This window comes from Paraglaciecola sp. 2405UD69-4 (assembly GCF_047525415.1).
Classification (GTDB): Bacteria; Pseudomonadota; Gammaproteobacteria; order Enterobacterales; family Alteromonadaceae; genus Paraglaciecola.
The window spans coordinates 1,241,376-1,259,125 of record NZ_JBLIXM010000001.1 but is presented as its reverse complement, the minus strand read 5'-3'; the positions used below and the strand labels follow the sequence as shown (position 1 = coordinate 1,259,125).

13 protein-coding genes are annotated in these 17,750 nt (G+C 39.1%); 4 read left to right on the top strand and 9 right to left on the bottom strand.

What is annotated here, in order from left to right; translation table 11 throughout:
* Nucleotides 1-107: 107 nt before the first annotated feature.
* From secF to queA, 6 genes are all read right to left on the bottom strand, one after another.
* Nucleotides 108-1,049: a protein translocase subunit SecF gene (gene secF / locus ACMUMK_RS05570; protein WP_414700131.1), complete on the bottom strand. Its 942-nt coding sequence runs from the start codon at nucleotides 1,047-1,049 to the stop codon at nucleotides 108-110.
* Between the two features lie 10 nt (nucleotides 1,050-1,059).
* Nucleotides 1,060-2,904, bottom strand: coding sequence for a protein translocase subunit SecD (gene secD, locus ACMUMK_RS05565; protein ID WP_414700130.1), 1,845 nt, complete (start codon nucleotides 2,902-2,904; stop codon nucleotides 1,060-1,062).
* A gap of 56 nt (nucleotides 2,905-2,960) precedes the next feature.
* Nucleotides 2,961-3,296, bottom strand: coding sequence for a preprotein translocase subunit YajC (gene yajC, locus ACMUMK_RS05560; protein ID WP_414700129.1), 336 nt, complete (start codon nucleotides 3,294-3,296; stop codon nucleotides 2,961-2,963).
* Nucleotides 3,297-3,339: 43 nt separating this feature from the next.
* Complete coding sequence (gene tgt, locus ACMUMK_RS05555; RefSeq protein ID WP_414700128.1) at nucleotides 3,340-4,458, bottom strand: tRNA guanosine(34) transglycosylase Tgt; 1,119 nt, start codon at nucleotides 4,456-4,458, stop codon at nucleotides 3,340-3,342.
* A 288-nt stretch (nucleotides 4,459-4,746) separates the two neighbouring features.
* Nucleotides 4,747-6,444, bottom strand: a complete 1,698-nt coding sequence (locus tag ACMUMK_RS05550; protein WP_414700127.1) for a methyl-accepting chemotaxis protein — start codon at nucleotides 6,442-6,444, stop codon at nucleotides 4,747-4,749.
* Nucleotides 6,445-6,660: 216 nt separating this feature from the next.
* Nucleotides 6,661-7,707: a tRNA preQ1(34) S-adenosylmethionine ribosyltransferase-isomerase QueA gene (gene queA / locus ACMUMK_RS05545; protein WP_414700126.1), complete on the bottom strand. Its 1,047-nt coding sequence runs from the start codon at nucleotides 7,705-7,707 to the stop codon at nucleotides 6,661-6,663.
* A gap of 263 nt (nucleotides 7,708-7,970) precedes the next feature.
* Here queA and ACMUMK_RS05540 point away from each other — a divergent pair, with 263 nt between their 5' ends.
* Complete coding sequence (locus tag ACMUMK_RS05540; protein ID WP_414700125.1) at nucleotides 7,971-11,420, top strand: PAS-domain containing protein; 3,450 nt, start codon at nucleotides 7,971-7,973, stop codon at nucleotides 11,418-11,420.
* Between the two features lie 19 nt (nucleotides 11,421-11,439).
* Here the strand turns inward: ACMUMK_RS05540 and ACMUMK_RS05535 are convergent, their stop codons facing one another.
* On the bottom strand, nucleotides 11,440-12,102 hold the full coding sequence (locus tag ACMUMK_RS05535) for a response regulator (protein WP_414700124.1): 663 nt from the start codon (nucleotides 12,100-12,102) through the stop codon (nucleotides 11,440-11,442).
* Between the two features lie 123 nt (nucleotides 12,103-12,225).
* The gene (acs, locus tag ACMUMK_RS05530) at nucleotides 12,226-14,166 is read right to left on the bottom strand and encodes an acetate--CoA ligase (RefSeq protein ID WP_414700123.1); all 1,941 of its coding nucleotides are present in this window, start codon (nucleotides 14,164-14,166) and stop codon (nucleotides 12,226-12,228) included.
* A 170-nt stretch (nucleotides 14,167-14,336) separates the two neighbouring features.
* On the opposite strand from acs, the gene ACMUMK_RS05525 reads away from it, so the two are divergent.
* Nucleotides 14,337-15,500 (top strand): DcaP family trimeric outer membrane transporter, encoded by a 1,164-nt coding sequence (locus ACMUMK_RS05525; protein WP_414700122.1) that lies wholly within the window; start codon nucleotides 14,337-14,339, stop codon nucleotides 15,498-15,500.
* A gap of 644 nt (nucleotides 15,501-16,144) precedes the next feature.
* Here the strand turns inward: ACMUMK_RS05525 and ACMUMK_RS05520 are convergent.
* Complete coding sequence (locus ACMUMK_RS05520) at nucleotides 16,145-16,450, bottom strand: DUF6471 domain-containing protein (protein ID WP_414700121.1); 306 nt, start codon at nucleotides 16,448-16,450, stop codon at nucleotides 16,145-16,147.
* 200 nt (nucleotides 16,451-16,650) lie between these two features.
* Here ACMUMK_RS05520 and ACMUMK_RS05515 point away from each other — a divergent pair, with 200 nt between their 5' ends.
* Together ACMUMK_RS05515 and ACMUMK_RS05510 are read left to right on the top strand one after the other, a co-directional pair.
* The gene (locus ACMUMK_RS05515) at nucleotides 16,651-17,040 is read left to right on the top strand and encodes a YjfI family protein (RefSeq protein WP_414700120.1); all 390 of its coding nucleotides are present in this window, start codon (nucleotides 16,651-16,653) and stop codon (nucleotides 17,038-17,040) included.
* A gap of 28 nt (nucleotides 17,041-17,068) precedes the next feature.
* The gene (locus tag ACMUMK_RS05510) at nucleotides 17,069-17,749 is read left to right on the top strand and encodes a PspA/IM30 family protein (protein ID WP_414700119.1); all 681 of its coding nucleotides are present in this window, start codon (nucleotides 17,069-17,071) and stop codon (nucleotides 17,747-17,749) included.
* Nucleotide 17,750 lies beyond the last annotated feature (1 nt).

The following is a 17,750-nucleotide window of genomic DNA, read 5'->3' as shown; positions in this document are numbered from 1 at the left end:
TATAAAGGCAGTAAAAAATAAGCTAGACACTATAAAACAAAAAGCCAGCATTAAATGCTGGCTTCAAATTCAAAAACTGACTTTAATACTATGTTGTAATCGATAGCTTAAAGCACCGCGTCTTGATCCGCACCTTCTTTTTCCACTTCAGTAGGCATTAAATCTTCTTTGCTAATACCTAACATTAAGGCAACTAAACTTGCTACATAAATAGATGAATAGGTACCAATTAACACACCAAATAACAAGGCAGTTGCGAACCCATGTATAGTTGCCCCACCTAAAAAGAATAAAGCTAACAATACTAAAACTGTAGTTAAAGATGTAATCACAGTTCGGTTAAGGGTTTGTGTAAGAGAGATATTAATAATTTCTTCAGACTCTCCTTTACGTACCTTTCTGAAATTCTCACGGATACGGTCACACACCACTATTGTATCATTTAGTGAATAACCGATAACGGCCAAAACAGCGGCAAGAACAGTAAGATCAAATTCAAGTTGAAAGACAGAAAATAACCCTAACGTTATAATTACATCATGAGTTAATGCTGCGACTGATCCTAGAGCAAAACGCCATTCAAAACGCATGGCTACGTAAATTAAGATACAGATCAATGCGACCAGCATAGCTAATCCACCTTGCTCTGTTAATTCCTCACCTACACTTGAACTAACATAAGAGCTACCACGCATTTCAGCAGTCTCATCAGCTTCCTTCAAAACCTTCAATGCTGCATCACCTAACTCAGCCGGCTTAACGCCATCTCGAGAGGCTAGCCGAATCAATACATCTGTACTACTACCAAAGTTTTGAACCACAGCATCTGCGAAGTCAGAAGACTCTAAAACATCACGAATTTCTTCTAAATTAGCTGCATTTTCATATCCGACTTCAATTTGAGTACCGCCAGTAAAGTCCAGTCCCCAATTCAATTGATTAATAGCTAATGAAACTAGCGAGCCGACAACCAAGATAATAGATAAGGCTGCCGCTGGCTTTTTTAACGCCATAAAAGCTATGGTGTCTTTAAAATTAAATATTTGCATGGCTATACTCCTAAATTGACAGCTTGGTTAGACGCTTGCCGCCCCACCATGCATTAACTATCGCTCGAGTCACGATAATGGCAGTGAACATAGATGTCACAATACCGATCATTAAGGTAATCGAGAACCCTTTGATAGGCCCTGTGCCAACAGCAAAAAGTATTAATCCTACTAGGAAAGTTGTGATATTTGCATCGAAAATCGTTGAAAACGCACTATCGTAACCATAATGAATAGCTTGCTGCGGGCTTCTTCCGTCTTTTATTTCTTCCCGTATTCGTTCAAAAATAAGGACGTTTGCGTCCACCGCCATACCAACGGTTAACACTATACCCGCCATGCCAGGTAAGCTTAATGATGCACCTGGGATCATGGACATAATGCCTACAATCATAATTAAATTAATAGTTAATGCGATGTTTGCGACCACACCAAATTTTTTGTAATAAACCAACATAAAAATCAATACAGCTATGAAGCCACAAACAATAGCTTCCATTCCTAACTTAATGTTTTCTTGCCCTAAACTCGGACCCACAGTTCGCTCTTCAATAATTTGAATAGGCGCAATAAGTGCCCCAGCCCTAAGAAGCAAGGCTAAGTCATGGGCTTCGCTGGGAGAATCTAAACCTGTGGTTTCAAACTTATTACTAAATACGCCGTTTATAGTAGCAACACTAATTACTCGACGTTTTTCTTCAAAGATCAGCTTGTCATTTTCGTCTCGTTTGTCTGTTGCCTTATATTCAATAAATACAACAGCCATTGGTTTGCCAACTGCACGCTTGGTGAAATTAAGCATTTGTGCTCCGCCTTTCGCATCAAGGGAGATAGAAACTTTAGGCATACCATTTTGGTCGACACCGCTATTCGAGTCGATAATTGAGCTACCTTTAACAATAACCTTCTTCTTAAGTAATTGAGGACCACCTTTTTCATAAGGCAATAATTCAGAGCCGGCTGGTACTCGCCCATTAATGGCATCACGAACATCATGCTCTAAATCCACTTCACGATACTCAAGGGTCGCCGTAGCATTTAATATCTCTTTTGCTTTAGCTGTATCTTGAATGCCTGGTAGTTGAACTACAATTCTGTCTGGTCCCTGTTTTTGAACGGTTGGTTCAGCCACACCTAATTGATTAACACGATTACGAATAATGGTTATATTTTGCTTTACTGCATAATCGCGGGTTTCAAGTAATTTCTGCTCTGACATTTTCACCAAAAGCACTAAGTCGCTTTTGTTACTAAATACATAGTCGCGATTACGGTTCTTTAAGAAAAACTCAGCTTTATCAAGTTTTTCTTCATCACGGAAATAGATTTCAACACCATCATCAACCTGTTTCACCGTACGATAGCGGATCCCTTCTTCTCTTAAAGCAGACTTGAAGTCACCAACCATATCTTCATATGATTTTGATAGCGCTGACTTCATATCAACTTCCATCAAAAAGTGAACACCACCACGTAGATCTAACCCTAATTTCATGGGTGTTCCGCCAAGAGCTTCTAACCATTTAGGCGTGTCTGGAGCTAAATTCATGGCAACGGAATAATCGTCACCTAGGGCTTTTTCAATAGTTTCTCGGGCGATTAGCTGAGTATCTGAGTCTGCTACACGTACCAAGATTTGTTCGTTTTCAAGTACAATACTTTTACTTGGTATATTTGCTGATTCCAACTCTGCCGTCACTCTTTGCACTGTAGATGCATCGATTACGGCACTACTGCCAGCAGATATTTGTACTGCATGATCTTCACCATACAAATTTGGGGATGCATACAGCGCACAGATGCCTACCACTATAATGACCGCAAAGTATTTCCAAAGCGGAGTTTGATTTAACACAAGACATTCCTTCCGATTTATAAAAAAAAGGGGAGATACCCCCTACAACTTAAGCCTTAGATTGCTTTCATAGTACCTTTAGGTAATACGGCTGATATAGCAGATTTCTGAACAACAATATTAGTGCTGTCGTTTAACCCTATTTCAATGAAATCTTTATCTTCAGAAACTTTTGTAATTTTACCAACCATACCGCCTTGGGTTAAGACTTCGTCACCTTTGCTTAGTGAGCTTACTAAATTCTTATGCTCTTTAACGCGTTTGGCTTGTGGGCGATACAGCATAAAGTAAAAGATTAAGCCAAACACACCTAACATGATTAACATTTCAAAACCGCCACCAGCAGCTCCACCAGCATCTTGTGCGTACGCATTCGATATAAATAAACTCATAAATTCCCCTAACATTTGTTATTAATTAAAAATTTGGACGCCGTTACTCTTTCAACTCAGGTACCGGTAATCCTTTTTGTGCATAAAATTCGCTAACAAAGTTATCTAACTCGTTAGACGCTATTGCATCACGTAATCCTTGCATAACACGTTGGTAATAACGCAAGTTATGTATGGTGTTAAGACGTGATCCTAGGATTTCATTACATTTATCCAAGTGATGTAGATATGACCGAGAATAGTTTTTACAAGTGTAACAATCACATTTATCGTCTAAAGGACCGGTATCTGTCTTGTGAGCAGCATTACGAATTTTAACTATCCCATCGGTTACAAATAAATGACCGTTTCTGGCATTACGGGTTGGCATAACGCAATCAAACATGTCTATACCGCGACGCACTGCTTCTACAATATCTTCAGGTTTACCCACGCCCATCAAATAGCGAGGTTTATCAGCTGGGATTTGCTCAGTGGTATGATCAAGTATTTTAATCATTTCTTCTTTCGGCTCGCCTACAGATAAACCGCCTATGGCATAACCATCAAATCCTATATCTTCTAACCCTTGTAAAGATACATCCCGAAGGTCTTCATACATACCACCTTGAATAATACCAAACAGGGCTGAAGGGCTGTCGCCATGCTCTGCCTTACTGCGCTTCGCCCAGCGTAAAGACATTTCCATTGACACCCTAGCTTCGCTTTCGGTTGCAGGATATGGGGTACACTCATCAAAAATCATCACTATGTCTGAGCCAAGGTCACGTTGAACTTGCATAGACTTTTCTGGCGTTAAAAGTATCTTTTCACCATTTATTGGAGAGCGAAAGGTCACCCCTTCTTCAGTGATCTTACGTAAGTCCCCTAAACTAAAGACTTGAAAACCACCTGAGTCAGTCAAAATTGGCTTATCCCAATGCATAAAATCATGCAAGTCACCGTGTTGTTTGATGATTTCGGTTCCCGGACGTAACATCAAATGAAAAGTATTACCTAAACATATATGTGCCCCAGTCTCATCTAACTCTTCAGGTGTCATACCTTTAACTGTACCGTATGTACCTACTGGCATAAACGCAGGGGTTTCTACCACACCGCGCTCAAATACCAATCTACCGCGGCGAGCCTTGCCGTCTGTATTGTCTAATTCAAATTTCATGTATCTCTCTCTGCTTATCGGAAAACAGTCCGATGGCGAAAAAACCACCTTAAATCACAGTCTATTGCGTTAAAGCTGGCTAAAAAATTTGCGAGATTATATACGAATCACTGCCTTGTTTGAAAATATATAATGGCTTAATTTTAGATGTTTGCTTTATGGAAGGTTTAGTTTCAATATTTGCCCGACTTGGCAGAGCAAACATTGAAGACAAATTAGAATGAAACGAGAGGCACAACTTAGCACTTATAGGTATAAAAATTTCACCTAAGGCTTAACCAAAGTAAATTATGATAGTTTGAACTGATTGACTATTTTATCTAGCTCGTCGGCTTTTTCACGTAAAGTGCTGGAAGTTAGATTATTTTGTTCAGCAATATCTTTTAATCCTTGAGTTTGTGTTGAAATATCCACAATTCGTTTACCTATATCAGTTCCGACTCTATCTTGCTCTTCTGACGCATTCGCAATTTGCGTGTTCATATTTGTTATGACAGAAATAGACTCAGCAATATCGTCTAGCGCAACCGAGGACTCAGAGACGCTCACCTCAGCACTGGAACTACGAGTAATACTTTGCTGCATTGCTTCAACGGCTGATTTTGAACCATTTTGCAATTTAATAATCATTTGCTGAATTTCATCTGTACTTCCCTGGGTTTTACTCGCTAAATTCCTAACTTCGTCAGCGACAACCGCAAAACCACGGCCCTGCTCTCCAGCCCTTGCAGCTTCAATAGCAGCGTTCAATGCGAGTAAGTTAGTTTGCTCAGCAATACTTTCAATTACTTGTAAAATCGCGCTGATATTATTGATATCGTCTCCAACCACTTGCACCACATCATTCGCTTTATTGATTTCTGTGATAAGCGCTCCCATTTCACTGCGACTTGTTTTCACTTTATCAAGGGCAATTAAACCGTGGCTATTGGCGGAATGTGCGGCATCAGCAGCACTTTTAGCATTGAGTAGTACTTCATTTGAAGAAGACACCATTTCGGTAGAGGCTGTTGCAACGAGCTCAACTGCAGACTGCTGCTTATTACTCATTAGTTTTAGGTTTTCAGCCTGTTGCACCATTAAATCAGTCTCTGCACCTAAATCTTCTGCCACCTTAAGAACCCGTGTCATATTTCCCTGTAATGAAGAGAGCAAGGCGTTAAGATTTTCAGCTAACCGGCCAGTTTCAAACTTATCTTTAACTGGGATACGTTTGGTTAAGTCACCATGTCCTTGACTTAAAGTACGAATCGAATCAGAAACCGAGGATAAAGGCATTAGAATGGACTTAATAATACTGATGCTGATTAAAATCATAATAAAAATCAATACTATAGATATGGTAAACACAGAAGTTATAAGCATTAAACTTACTTCTTCTACTTGTTTTTCAAACATAGAAGCAGATGTATTAATACTATCAATATAAACCCCTGTACCTATCATTAAATCCCATTTTTCAAGGTAAATGGAATAAGACAGTTTAGGATAAGCTATGCTCTCATTTGGTCGAGGAAAATGATAAATGACAAAGTTATCGCCCTTACCTAGATTATTTTTCTTTGCTGCAGTTACTAAGTCATTAATGAGATAAACACCGTTTTCATCCTTAAAATCACGATAACTATTTCCTATTCCCGCACTTCCAGAGCCACTAAACACTCTTATAGAGTTGCTATCATAACCAAAAATATAGCCATCAGAACTGAACTCCATTCTTTTTAGTAATGCAACGCCTTCCTCTCGGCTTTTCCCCGAGTCATAAATAGGCTTAACTGTGGAATAAGCTAAATCTATAATATTTTTTAATTCTGCCTTTTTCCCTTCAGTTAACAACATAGTCGCAGCTTGGGTTTCAGTTTTAACTAGCCCATTTAACTGCACGTAAATAATAGAAAGCAGTGCGACGCAGGTGATTAATAGAGGTGCCAAAGAAACAATAAAAAGCCTTTGGCGAATCGAAAATTGATTGAAAAACCTACTCATTATTAATGTTTCCCTAAATAAAGCACGTAAACGTTTATGAACAAAATAGTATATTACTTAGATAACGGCCAACTTCCGGTTTTACTTAGATACTATTTAGCAGCAAGGTAAAAAATATAAGAAATGGAGTGGTTTCTACCCGACATTAACAAATTTAGGGTAAAGGGTGCACTACTAAAATAGTTATTTGAAAGTGTAAACCTATTAGGCACGCCCTTAATTACACTTTTTTTCCAAAAACATAGCATCGCCATAACTGAAAAATCGATAGGCATGTTCAATAGCTTGATGATAAGCGTTAAAGATATTTTCTTTACCACTAAATGCGCTAACAAGCATGAGTAAAGTAGACTCTGATAAATGAAAGTTAGTGAGCATGGCGTCAACTAGCTGAAACTCATAACCAGGATAAATAAAAATATCTGTATCATCAAAGAAGGGTTGTAAATCGTTACCTGATGTCAGGGATGCTTTGGCTGCAGACTCAAGTGAACGTACAGAGGTAGTCCCTACTGCAATCACTCGCTTCCCCTTTGCCTTAGTCGCCTTAATAGCATCCACAACCTGTTGCGAAACTTCTGCATATTCGGAGTGCATTTGGTGCTCAAGTATATTATCTACCCTAACAGGCTGAAACGTTCCCGCTCCAACATGTAATGTTACAAACTCAGAGTTAACCCCTTTATCTTTAAGCTTTTGTAAAATAGCCTCATCGAAATGCAAACCAGCAGTAGGGGCAGCAACTGCTCCAGGGACTTGATTATATACAGTTTGGTAACGCTCTTTATCAGAGTCTTCATCTGGCCTGTCAATATAGGGAGGTAAAGGCATATGCCCAAACTGCTCTAGCAAAGCTAATACGGTTTCGTCACTATGAAATTTCAATTCAAATAACGCTTCATGACGAGCTAGCATTTCGGCTTTTAACTGCCCTTCCAAGATAAGCATACTCCCCTGTTTTGGCGACTTACTGGCTCTTACATGGGCCAATACCCTATCCTCATCAAGCACCCTTTCCACTAATACTTCAACCTTACCACCAGACTCTTTTTGGCCAAGTAGGCGGGCTGGTATCACCCTTGTATTATTAAATATTAATAGATCTCCCTCATGAACTAACTCGACTATGTCATTAAAATTTTTATGGGAAATGGCGCCACTGTCACCATTTAAATGCATCAACCGACTAGCCGTACGGTTTTTAGTTGGGTATCTAGCGATTAAGTGTTCAGGTAAATCAAATTGAAAATCTGTTAGTTTCATAATGTTCTCGAGGTTGAATCGCCGAGCATTTTACGGTGATGTGAAGGCTAGCTCAAGCTGGGTTTTATTATTCCAAACTAATCTGCCTAATACCTTTCGTTAGGAATGGCAGCCCCTTTATTTGTCAGAGCTAATTAACCAATAAAAGCACGCTGCTTTTATTTTAAAAATTACGATTCAGACAATAGTCGTAGAGCTATCAATAAATCTAGTTTGATATGCTAAAGTGTCTGATATATCAATCAAATAAAAACGAATTTTCAATGGCATTTGGCTGGATTGTATTAGCATTAACCTACTTAGTCGGACTATTTTTTGTAGCCAAATGGGGAGAGAAAAGCTCCCCCCTTGCAACAAAGCTTACATCTCACCCAATAGTATATTCACTAGCACTGGCAATTTACTGTACCGCTTGGACGTTTTTTGGAGCGGTAGGAGAAGCAGCTCGAGATACTTGGCAATATTTACCGATATTACTTGGGCCAATTATCGTCTATATTTTTGGCTACCGATTTATATACAAACTTACCCTAGTCAGTAAAAAGCAGCATATTACGACTATTGCAGATTTTATTTCTTCAAGATATGGAAAAAGGCAATTAGTAGCTTTGCTGGTTACCATTATTGCTTTATTAGCGACTATTCCCTACGTGGCATTGCAGCTAAAAGCGATTGGGGCCGCTTTTCAGATTGTAACCAAACAGGATGGAAGCGATCTCATTGTGATGTTGGCCACTGGATTTATTGCTTTATTTTCAATCTATTTTGGCACCCAACGCACAGATGTGACCGAGCACAGGCATGGCCTGATTTTAGCTATCGCACTTGAATCATCACTGAAGTTAGTTGCTTTAGTTGGGGTGTGTTTTATAGGGTATCGTTGGTCACTATCTGTTGATCCTGAAGCCTTTAAAAATACACTTAAAACCTTTAATGATTTGAGTGGATTCAGCTCTTTTTCATTTATTGCGCAAACCATAATGGCTGCAGCAGCAGTGGTTTGCTTACCTCGTCAATTTCATATTGCTGTCATTGATAACCTTAAACTGAAACACCTAAAAACAGCCCGCTGGCTATTTCCCTTGTACTTGATAATTACTGCTGCAGTCATTCCTATTATTGCAGCCTCCGGAGAAACAATTTTAGGTCACCAAGAGCCCGATACTTATGTACTCAGCTTAGCAATGGCTTCAGACTCATTAATCGTTCAGGTTCTGGTATTCCTCGGCGGATTATCTGCAGCTACCGCCATGATAGTTATCGCAACGCTTACACTTAGTACCATGATAACCAATGACGTTATCATGCCAAAAATTTTAGCCAAGCCACAGGATCAAAATACTAACGCAGGCGACAGCAAAAATTATGCAAGGGTAATTTTAATTGTTAGGCGCTTAGTAATTGGCTGCTTACTCCTCTTAGCGTATATCTATCAGCAGCAAATGACAGGAAGCCGCTCTTTAGCATCAATAGGACTAATAGCCTTTTCACTCGTTATTCAACTTCTTCCAGCAATCGTTGGTGGACTTTACTGGAAAAAAGGACATGCCCATGGTGTTTATGCTGGCCTTGTGAGTGGATTATTTACTTGGGTGTTATGGATAATTTTACCTTTGAGTAATGAGTTGGCTAACGATGCACTGCACTCAGATGCAATTAGTATGGTTGCGTTATTAAGTTTAACGATTAATACGTTTACCTACATTTTGTTTTCATATTTTGCACAGGACAGGCTAATCGACCGATTGCAGTCTCAAGCGTTTGTATCTCCTCGTGAAGGGCAAGTAGATGAGTCTAAAAAAAGGCAAACCTTAGCTACCGTTAGCGACTTATCAACATTACTTTCAACCTTTTTGGGTGAGCCCAGAACAAAAAGTTTATTATTTGATTACGAAAGACGCAGCGACCGTCCGCTGGACTGGCAAAAGCCCCCCCAACCTGATTTTCTAATGTTTTGTGAAAAAGCTTTAGGAGGTGTACTTGGCAGTTCAAGTGCAAAACGCTTAATTGACAGTGTGCTTATCGGTAAAAAACTTAACTTTGAAGAAGTAGTGACCTTTTTCGACGATACCACTCAAGCCATTCAGTTTAACGCATCAGCTCTTTTTACATCTATTGAAAATCTTGAGCAAGGGATAAGCGTAATAGACAAAAACCTTAATTTAGTAGCTTGGAATAAGCGCTATTTAGAACTGTTTGATTATCCTGACGACCTCATAAGTGTAGGAACGCCCATTGAAAAAATGGTTTACTTTAATGCTGTCAGAGGTGAATGCGGGATTGGTGAGGTAGATACATTAGTCAAAAAACGTATCGATCATTTAAAAGCGGGCCACCCTCACAAATTTGTGCGCCAAAGAAGCGATGGAAAAATGATTGAAATGGTGGGCAATCCTTTGCCTGGTGGTGGCTTTGTAACAAGCTTCGCCGACATCACCTCTCACATTGAGATTCAAGAAGCGCTCAAAGAAGCCAACATTAATTTAGAAAAACGAATTGAGATAAGAGGTAAAGAAGTCCAAGCAATTAATGGAGAATTAAGATTAGAAATAGAGCGCCGAGCCCAATTAGAGCATGATTTACTCAAAGCCAAACAAGCAGCAGAAGAAGCCAATGCCAGTAAAACTCGCTTTTTAGCTTTTGCCAGCCATGATGTTCTCCAGCCGTTAAATGCAGCCAAGTTGTATCTTTCTGTCCTCGATGAGGCCGACGTTACTACAGAGGTGCGAGAAGTACTCAAAAAACTAAATGATAGCGTTATTTCCAGTGAAACCCTGATAGCTACCTTACTTGATATAGCAAGGCTGGATCAAAACGAGCTACAGATCAATCAAGAGCCTTTATCTTTGCAGTCACTACTTAATCCTCTTATCGATGAGTTTTCAATGAAAGCACAAGACAAAGGCCTAGTTCTTCGTACGCGGATAGCTGATTCTTGGGTAACATCCGACAAAACCGCTTTGTATCGAATCGTACAAAACCTACTTTCAAACGCAATAAAGTACACCAATGAAGGTAAAATTTTAATTTCTGCTAGGGTTCGTTCATCAAAAGATAGCCCTACCAATAACCCATCATTGCTATTACAGGTATGGGATACTGGAATTGGCATGGCTAAGTCTGAGCAACAAAAAGTTTTTGACGATTTTTATCGAGTGACAGAGCACACAGTGCAAGGGGTGGGATTAGGCTTAGGGGTTGTAAGCAGATTGAAAGACAAACTAGGTATTCCAATAACACTGCGCTCTGAACTAGGAAAAGGCAGTTGCTTTTCAATAATTCTGCCTATTGCTGCCCCGCAGCCCTTTTCACCGATAAAGGTAGTAACTGCCAAAACAGATCTAGCGCAGCTGAAAATATTATGTGTTGACGACATATCAGAAAATTTAGATGCAATATCGACACTTTTTAAGAAATGGAACATTCAAAATCATTGCGTGCAAACCACACAACAAGCATTAGAAATAGCAGATACATTTTCCCCAAATGCGTTGTTAATTGATTACCAGTTATCAACATCAGAGAATGGCTTACAGTTAATTAAAAACCTAAGAGATAAGATGGGTAAAGCTTTACCTGCAATATTGGTCACAGCCAACCAAGAACAAACCTTATTGGAGCAGTGCAAAAAACAAAATGTTGAATATCTCAGTAAACCTATTAAGCCTGCTAAACTGAGAGCTTTGTTAAATAGTTTTAAGACCAAGATTTAATAAAATTAAAAGGTAATGACTACTCTTGGCCATTAACAGCGCTAGTTGGTGGCTCTAATTGTAACTGAGATGCTATAAGCACGCCTTGAGTACGATTATTAATAGACAACTTTTTAAAAACCTCAGTTACATGGGCTTTTACTGTTGCCACAGCTATTCCCAGTTCATAAGCAATTTGTTTGTTTAATAAGCCATCGCGCATTAAACACAACACCTTATATTGAGCTGGAGTCAAAGTGGCAACTTTGGCCGCCAACTCTGCAAACTCATCATCTTGTTCTTCTATGTCATTCACTAAGGTCTCAGGTATCCAAATATCTCCTTGCAGAACAGTTTCTACCGCTTTTGCGATATCCTCTGAACTGGTGGTTTTTGGTATAAATCCCATAGCTCCTGTATTTAATACTTTAGAAACTATGTCTTTGTTTTCTAGACCAGAAATAATTACTACAGGTAACTCAGGAAACAACTTACGTACGTGTATTAAGCCAAACAAATCCTGACTACCAGGCATATGCAAATCTAATAATAATAGGTCAATATCTGTCTCTTCGATTACTTTCAAGGTATCAGCAAGTGAGCCAGACTCGAGTAATGACAGAGCTTGCAAAGAGCCATTAAGTGCACCTTTCAGGGCGTCTCTGTATAGAGGGTGATCATCAGCAATGAGGAGTGTATACATTTTTCGCAGGTATTTTGTTAATAATAGGTTGTTGAAATAGTATAACCGATACAAATCAATAACATCACATGATATTGACCTATATCGGCCTAACTAACAAAAATTATTAACAAACGGCATAAGTTAACGTACTAAGCGGTTCTCGATTAGGTTATCGACTACGCTAGGATCAGCCAAAGTTGAGGTGTCACCTAATTGGCTATGTTCATTTGCTGCAATTTTACGCAATATACGGCGCATAATTTTACCTGAACGAGTTTTAGGCAAGCCTGATGTCCATTGCACCAGATCAGGAGAGGCAATAGGACTCAGTTCTTTACGGACCCATTTGATTAACTCTTTAGTTAACTCTTCTGAAGGCTCAATCCCTTCCACAGGACTCACGTAAACGTAAATGCCCTGCCCTTTTATATCGTGGGGATAACCAACAACTGCAGCTTCTGCAACGGCAGAGTGAGAAACCAAAGCACTTTCAATTTCAGCCGTACCTAAACGGTGACCTGAAACATTGAGTACATCATCGACTCGGCCTGTTATCCAATAGGTACCATCAGCATCTCTTCGAGAGCCATCACCAGTAAAATAAGCATTATCAAAGGTACTAAAGTAGGTTTGAATAAAGCGCTCATGATCACCATAAACCGTTCTGGCTTGGGCTGGCCAACTATCCTTAATTATTAAGTTACCTTCAGTTTCACCAGATAACTCATTGCCTTCACTGTCTACTAAAGCTGGCTTAATGCCGAAAAATGGTGTGCTGGCAGCGCCTGGTTTTAAATCAGTCACACTAGGAAGGGGCGTCATCATTATCCCACCCGTTTCTGTTTGCCACCATGTGTCTACGATAGGACAACGACTTTTACCAATAGTCTCGTAATACCATTGCCACGCTTCAGGATTAATTGGTTCGCCAACAGATCCTAGTAAGCGCAATGAGTCACAATGGGTGCCTTGTGCCGGATAGTCACCATGAGCCATCAATGCACGAATAGCGGTAGGAGCTGTGTATAAAATGTTTACCTTATGCTTATCTACGACTTGGCAAATACGCCTAACATCAGGATAAGTAGGGATACCTTCAAATAATAAGGTGGTAGCACCATTTGCTAAAGGCCCATAAACCATATAAGTGTGCCCAGTAATCCAACCCACATCAGCAGCACACCAATAAATTTCACCTTCGCGATAATCAAAAACATATTTATGGGTCATAGAAGCATAAACTAGATAGCCACCTGTTGTATGCACTACTCCTTTGGGTGTACCTGTAGAGCCAGAAGTATAAAGTATAAACAAAGGGTCTTCTGCATTCATTACTTCGGGTTCACAATTAAAGCTGCAACTATCTGTTAATGTGTTCCAATCAATATCTCTGCTTTGCTTGTCGACATCGCCGCCGGTATTTTTAAACACAACAACATGTTGAATACTTGGACATCTATCATCTTGCAGAGCTTCATCAACATTCACTTTAAGCGGCACAACTCCACCACCTCTGCGGCCCTCATCAGAAGTGATAACAACTTTTGCATCACAATCATTTATACGATCGGAAATGGCATTTGGAGAAAAGCCACCAAATATGACAGAGTGAATAGCACCGATACGGGCGCAAGCTAACATTGCATAACTGGCCTCAGGGATCATTGGCATATAAATGGCGACCCTATCTCCTTTAGCTACCCCTAACTTTTTAAGACCATTGGCTAATTTACATACCTCATTATGTAATGTCTGATAGCTGATATGCTTATCTTGGTCTGGTGTATCACCTTCCCAAATAATGGCAGTTTGATTTGCTTTGGTAGGTAAGTGCCTGTCAATACAGTTGTAACTAAGGTTTAATTCGCCATCTTCAAACCATTTAATACTTAGGTTATTTTTATCAAAAGAAGTATTCTTAATGATGGTAGGCTCTTTGAACCAATCAAGTGTTTCCGCTTGTTTTCCCCAGAATACATCTGGGGTATCCACAGACTCTTGATACATTTTTAAATACTTCTCTGGAGTAAGATGGGAGCCTATTTTTGCCTGTGTTGGCACTGGGAAACGTGATTCAGTCATAATTTTTATTCCGTACTAAAATTGGATGGCTAATACTGTAAACGCACTGCTCAAATTCAACATGAGACTTTGGTCTTATAGACCATCAGCCTATATGCAAACTCAAATAAATCGTTCAACGTTAACAAAACATCAAAATAATGTTAAATAGTTATCACAAGGAAAAACCCATGAGACTAAAAACAGCGTTACCAGCAGCTATGGTTATAACAAGTTTCGCTTGCTCAGCACAAGCGAATCTATTAGAAACAACAAACGTAAAATTTAGTGGCTACATTAAAGCCGATGCCATGTTTAGTAGCTACAGTGATGGCACTTTAGCTGCCGGAAGCATAGGTAGAGATTTCTATATACCTAGCCTTACTCCTACAGGTGGCGCTGAAGAATCAACACAGTTTGATGCACACATAAAACAAAGCCGGTTTCGCTTTACGTCTGATACTGCACTCGCTAATGGGGAAAAAATAACTGGGGTATTAGAATTTGACTTTCACGTTACCGATGGCGGTGATGAGCGAATCAGTAGCTCTTATATTCCACGAATCCGACATGCATTCATTAAATATGACAATTGGCTCATCGGGCAAACTTGGTCAACCTTTCAAGATGTGAGAGCACTACCAGAAAGTGTAGATTTCATTGGCGTAACCGACGGTACCATATTCGCTCGCCAAATGATGGTTAGATATACATCTGGTAACTTTGAGATTGCGGCAGAAAACCCTGAGAGCACCATCTCAAATTATCAAGCTGGCGGCAGGATCGTCTCTGATGACAGTTCATTTCCGGATATTACCGCTAGGTATACTTTCCAAGGAGATTGGGGCCACTTTGCAGTAGCAGGCTTAGCTCGGCAGTTGACATATATTAACAAGCAAGGAGGGGCTGACATAGACACATCAGAAACTTCAGTGGGGCTCAGTCTAACGGCTAAATTTAAATTAGGTGCCGACGACATAAGAATAATGGCCAACACAGGTAAAGGCTTGGGAAGGTATTTAGGGTTAAATGCCGCCAATGGTGCCATTTTAAATGAAAACAACGAACTTGAAACAATAGACTCTTCGGGTTTTACCGTTGCCTATAGACATATTTGGAGCGAAACATTACGGAGTAACTTTATGTACTCATCATTTAGCGCGGATAACGATATGAGTTTAAATGGTTCAATAGACCCTATTAAATCAACATCTAGTGCTCGCGTTAATCTTATGTATTCACCCACCAAAGAACTGACTTTTGGTGGAGAATACGCTTACGCCAAGAAAGAATTAGAATCAGGGAGTGATGGCACTTTGGGGCGTATTCAACTAACAGCTAAGTACGCCTTTTAAAGTTAATACCACTAAGTTTACAAGCGATACTATGGCGTCTATTTGGTAGTTTTATCATTTAGGCGCTTTTTATTGTCTTAAATATATATTCTTTGAAATCTATCGATAATTTTGCTGTGTGATACCTATTTAACACTTTGCAGCTAGCTCCTAATTATCAGATTTACCCTCAATAGTTTTCACTAAAACAACATACCTATTGATTAAAAAGCATACTCTTAAGTGATTGCAGTAATTTTTCACTAAATTACTATTTACCTACAGTTTTTATTGACGTTTCTCCCAAAACTGCTCTTTGCCCGAATGATATTACTATCAGCTCGGGCTTTTTTTTGAGTAAATTGTATGAAATTAATTGAAACTAAAACATGCTCAAAAATACAAACAAAGCAATTAATGCATAAAATTTATTTTTTACTTTTTATTATCGTATTTTTTATCATACCTACGCAGCTTCCTATATACCCTAATCTGATTGTGATTCTACCCAGCTAACCTAAGATGTAGACACAGTTTTTATTGACGTTTCTCCCAGAACTGTTCTTGTCCGAGCTTTGCTCGGACTTTTTTTTACTCGTTAAAAAATTACTCGCTACAACAATCCATTAAAGGGTAGTAAAAGTCATTTTGCGCAGATAGAGGCATTACTCAAGAGGATTTCCTAAATCTGTAAAAATATCCAAAATATCATCACGCTCAATTCGGCGCATATTTAATACGTACATGATTTGTAACAACAAATCTGCTCCCATTATCCCTTTATTTACTTTATTTCTTAGGTTGTCTGCGCTTTGATGTACCCCTATAGTAAGCAATCTATCGCTGAGGTCTTGGTACTTGGTACCTCTCTTTGACATTTCAGCTTTAAGAATGCGTTGTACTAGTTGACGCCAGTCACCTGTATGTGACCTGGCAGCGATTAAATTTTCTGCGTCATTCTGACTAGACATATTGAGCACCAATTGAAACAAACGTGAATTATAATTTACATTTAAAACATATAAATATCAAATGTTGATAAAAACAATTTGACTATTAAACTTTTTAATGGCTACACTATGCCTGTGTTTGAAGTTCGTTGCATCTCTAAAGTAATGCTACAAATATTAAGTTCAACACACAGTAGTCATAAGCCTAAAGGAGAATATCCATGACTTGGGATCTTAACCAACTTGAGACCCTTTTAGCTAGCAACCAAGACTTGGTTGTTACTAAAGAAGAAAATTGTCTTTTAATTGCCAACAGTGATGGCATTGATGCGTGGCTTGCCATTAGTGGAGAGCAAATTTTAGTGGAGTCACTGCTATTTGCTAAAGCTGAAGTGAAAGATACTGCAAGGCTAAATGAAGAGATATTGAAGACACATATGATATTTCCATTGACCACAGTAGGAATATCACAAGTGGCAGGTGATGAATACTACACAGCCTTTGGTTCACTGAGTTCCCAATCTAAGGCTGAGAGCATCATCATTGAATTAGCGACTTTGTTCCAAAATGTTGAAGCATTTATTGATGCCTATCAAGAACATTTACAGTAAATAAATTTGTAAAATTAGGAGAAAGAATATGTCAGTTTGGAGAAAATTAGTTACAGCCGTTAAAGGTGGGGCAACTGAAGCCGCACAAACTGTTGTTGATAGCCAAGCTATCCGCATTCTAGAGCAAGAAATTCGTGAAGCTAAAGATGAGTTACGTAAGTCAGATCACGCAAGAACACAGATACTTGCAAAATGTAAACTAGCGCAACAGAAAGTTGATAACTTACAAGGCTCAATTGAGCAATATGAAGCCCACGCACGTAAAGCTATTGATAGCGATCGTCAGTTAGCATTAGATTGCGCTCAAAAAGTAAGTGATTTACGTGCCGAGCAAGAAGCAGAACAAAAATACCTTGATCAATTCAAGCTGTCTGAAAAGCAACTAGCATCTAATATAAATCAGGCTAAATCCAACCTGAAAAGACTAGAGCAACAGGTTGATATGGTAAAGGCAACTGAATCTGTTCAAAAAGCGCAAGTAGCGGTTTCATCTAGGCATTTAGGTGCAAACAGTAAAATGAAAACAGCTACAGAGTCATTATCTAGAATTCAAGAAAAGCAAAATTTAAGAAACGCAGAACTGCAAGCTGCAGAAGAATTAGCTAACGAAGAATCAAGTGATGACCTTTCTAAACGTTTAGCAGAAGCTGGAATATCAGGTGGAACAACCTCAGCAGATGATGAGCTTAACCGTATTTTGGGTAAGTAAT

Coding starts and splice junctions, on each gene's coding strand:
- ACMUMK_RS05510 (WP_414700119.1), top strand. CDS start 17,069: ATGTCAGTTTGGAGAAAATTAGTTACAGCCGTTAAAGGTGGGGCAACT.
- queA (WP_414700126.1), bottom strand. CDS start 7,707: ATGAAACTAACAGATTTTCAATTTGATTTACCTGAACACTTAATCGCT.
- ACMUMK_RS05540 (WP_414700125.1), top strand. CDS start 7,971: ATGGCATTTGGCTGGATTGTATTAGCATTAACCTACTTAGTCGGACTA.
- ACMUMK_RS05535 (WP_414700124.1), bottom strand. CDS start 12,102: ATGTATACACTCCTCATTGCTGATGATCACCCTCTATACAGAGACGCC.
- secF (WP_414700131.1), bottom strand. CDS start 1,049: ATGCAAATATTTAATTTTAAAGACACCATAGCTTTTATGGCGTTAAAA.
- yajC (WP_414700129.1), bottom strand. CDS start 3,296: ATGAGTTTATTTATATCGAATGCGTACGCACAAGATGCTGGTGGAGCT.
- acs (WP_414700123.1), bottom strand. CDS start 14,166: ATGACTGAATCACGTTTCCCAGTGCCAACACAGGCAAAAATAGGCTCC.
- tgt (WP_414700128.1), bottom strand. CDS start 4,458: ATGAAATTTGAATTAGACAATACAGACGGCAAGGCTCGCCGCGGTAGA.
- ACMUMK_RS05515 (WP_414700120.1), top strand. CDS start 16,651: ATGACTTGGGATCTTAACCAACTTGAGACCCTTTTAGCTAGCAACCAA.
- ACMUMK_RS05525 (WP_414700122.1), top strand. CDS start 14,337: ATGAGACTAAAAACAGCGTTACCAGCAGCTATGGTTATAACAAGTTTC.
- ACMUMK_RS05520 (WP_414700121.1), bottom strand. CDS start 16,450: ATGTCTAGTCAGAATGACGCAGAAAATTTAATCGCTGCCAGGTCACAT.
- ACMUMK_RS05550 (WP_414700127.1), bottom strand. CDS start 6,444: ATGAGTAGGTTTTTCAATCAATTTTCGATTCGCCAAAGGCTTTTTATT.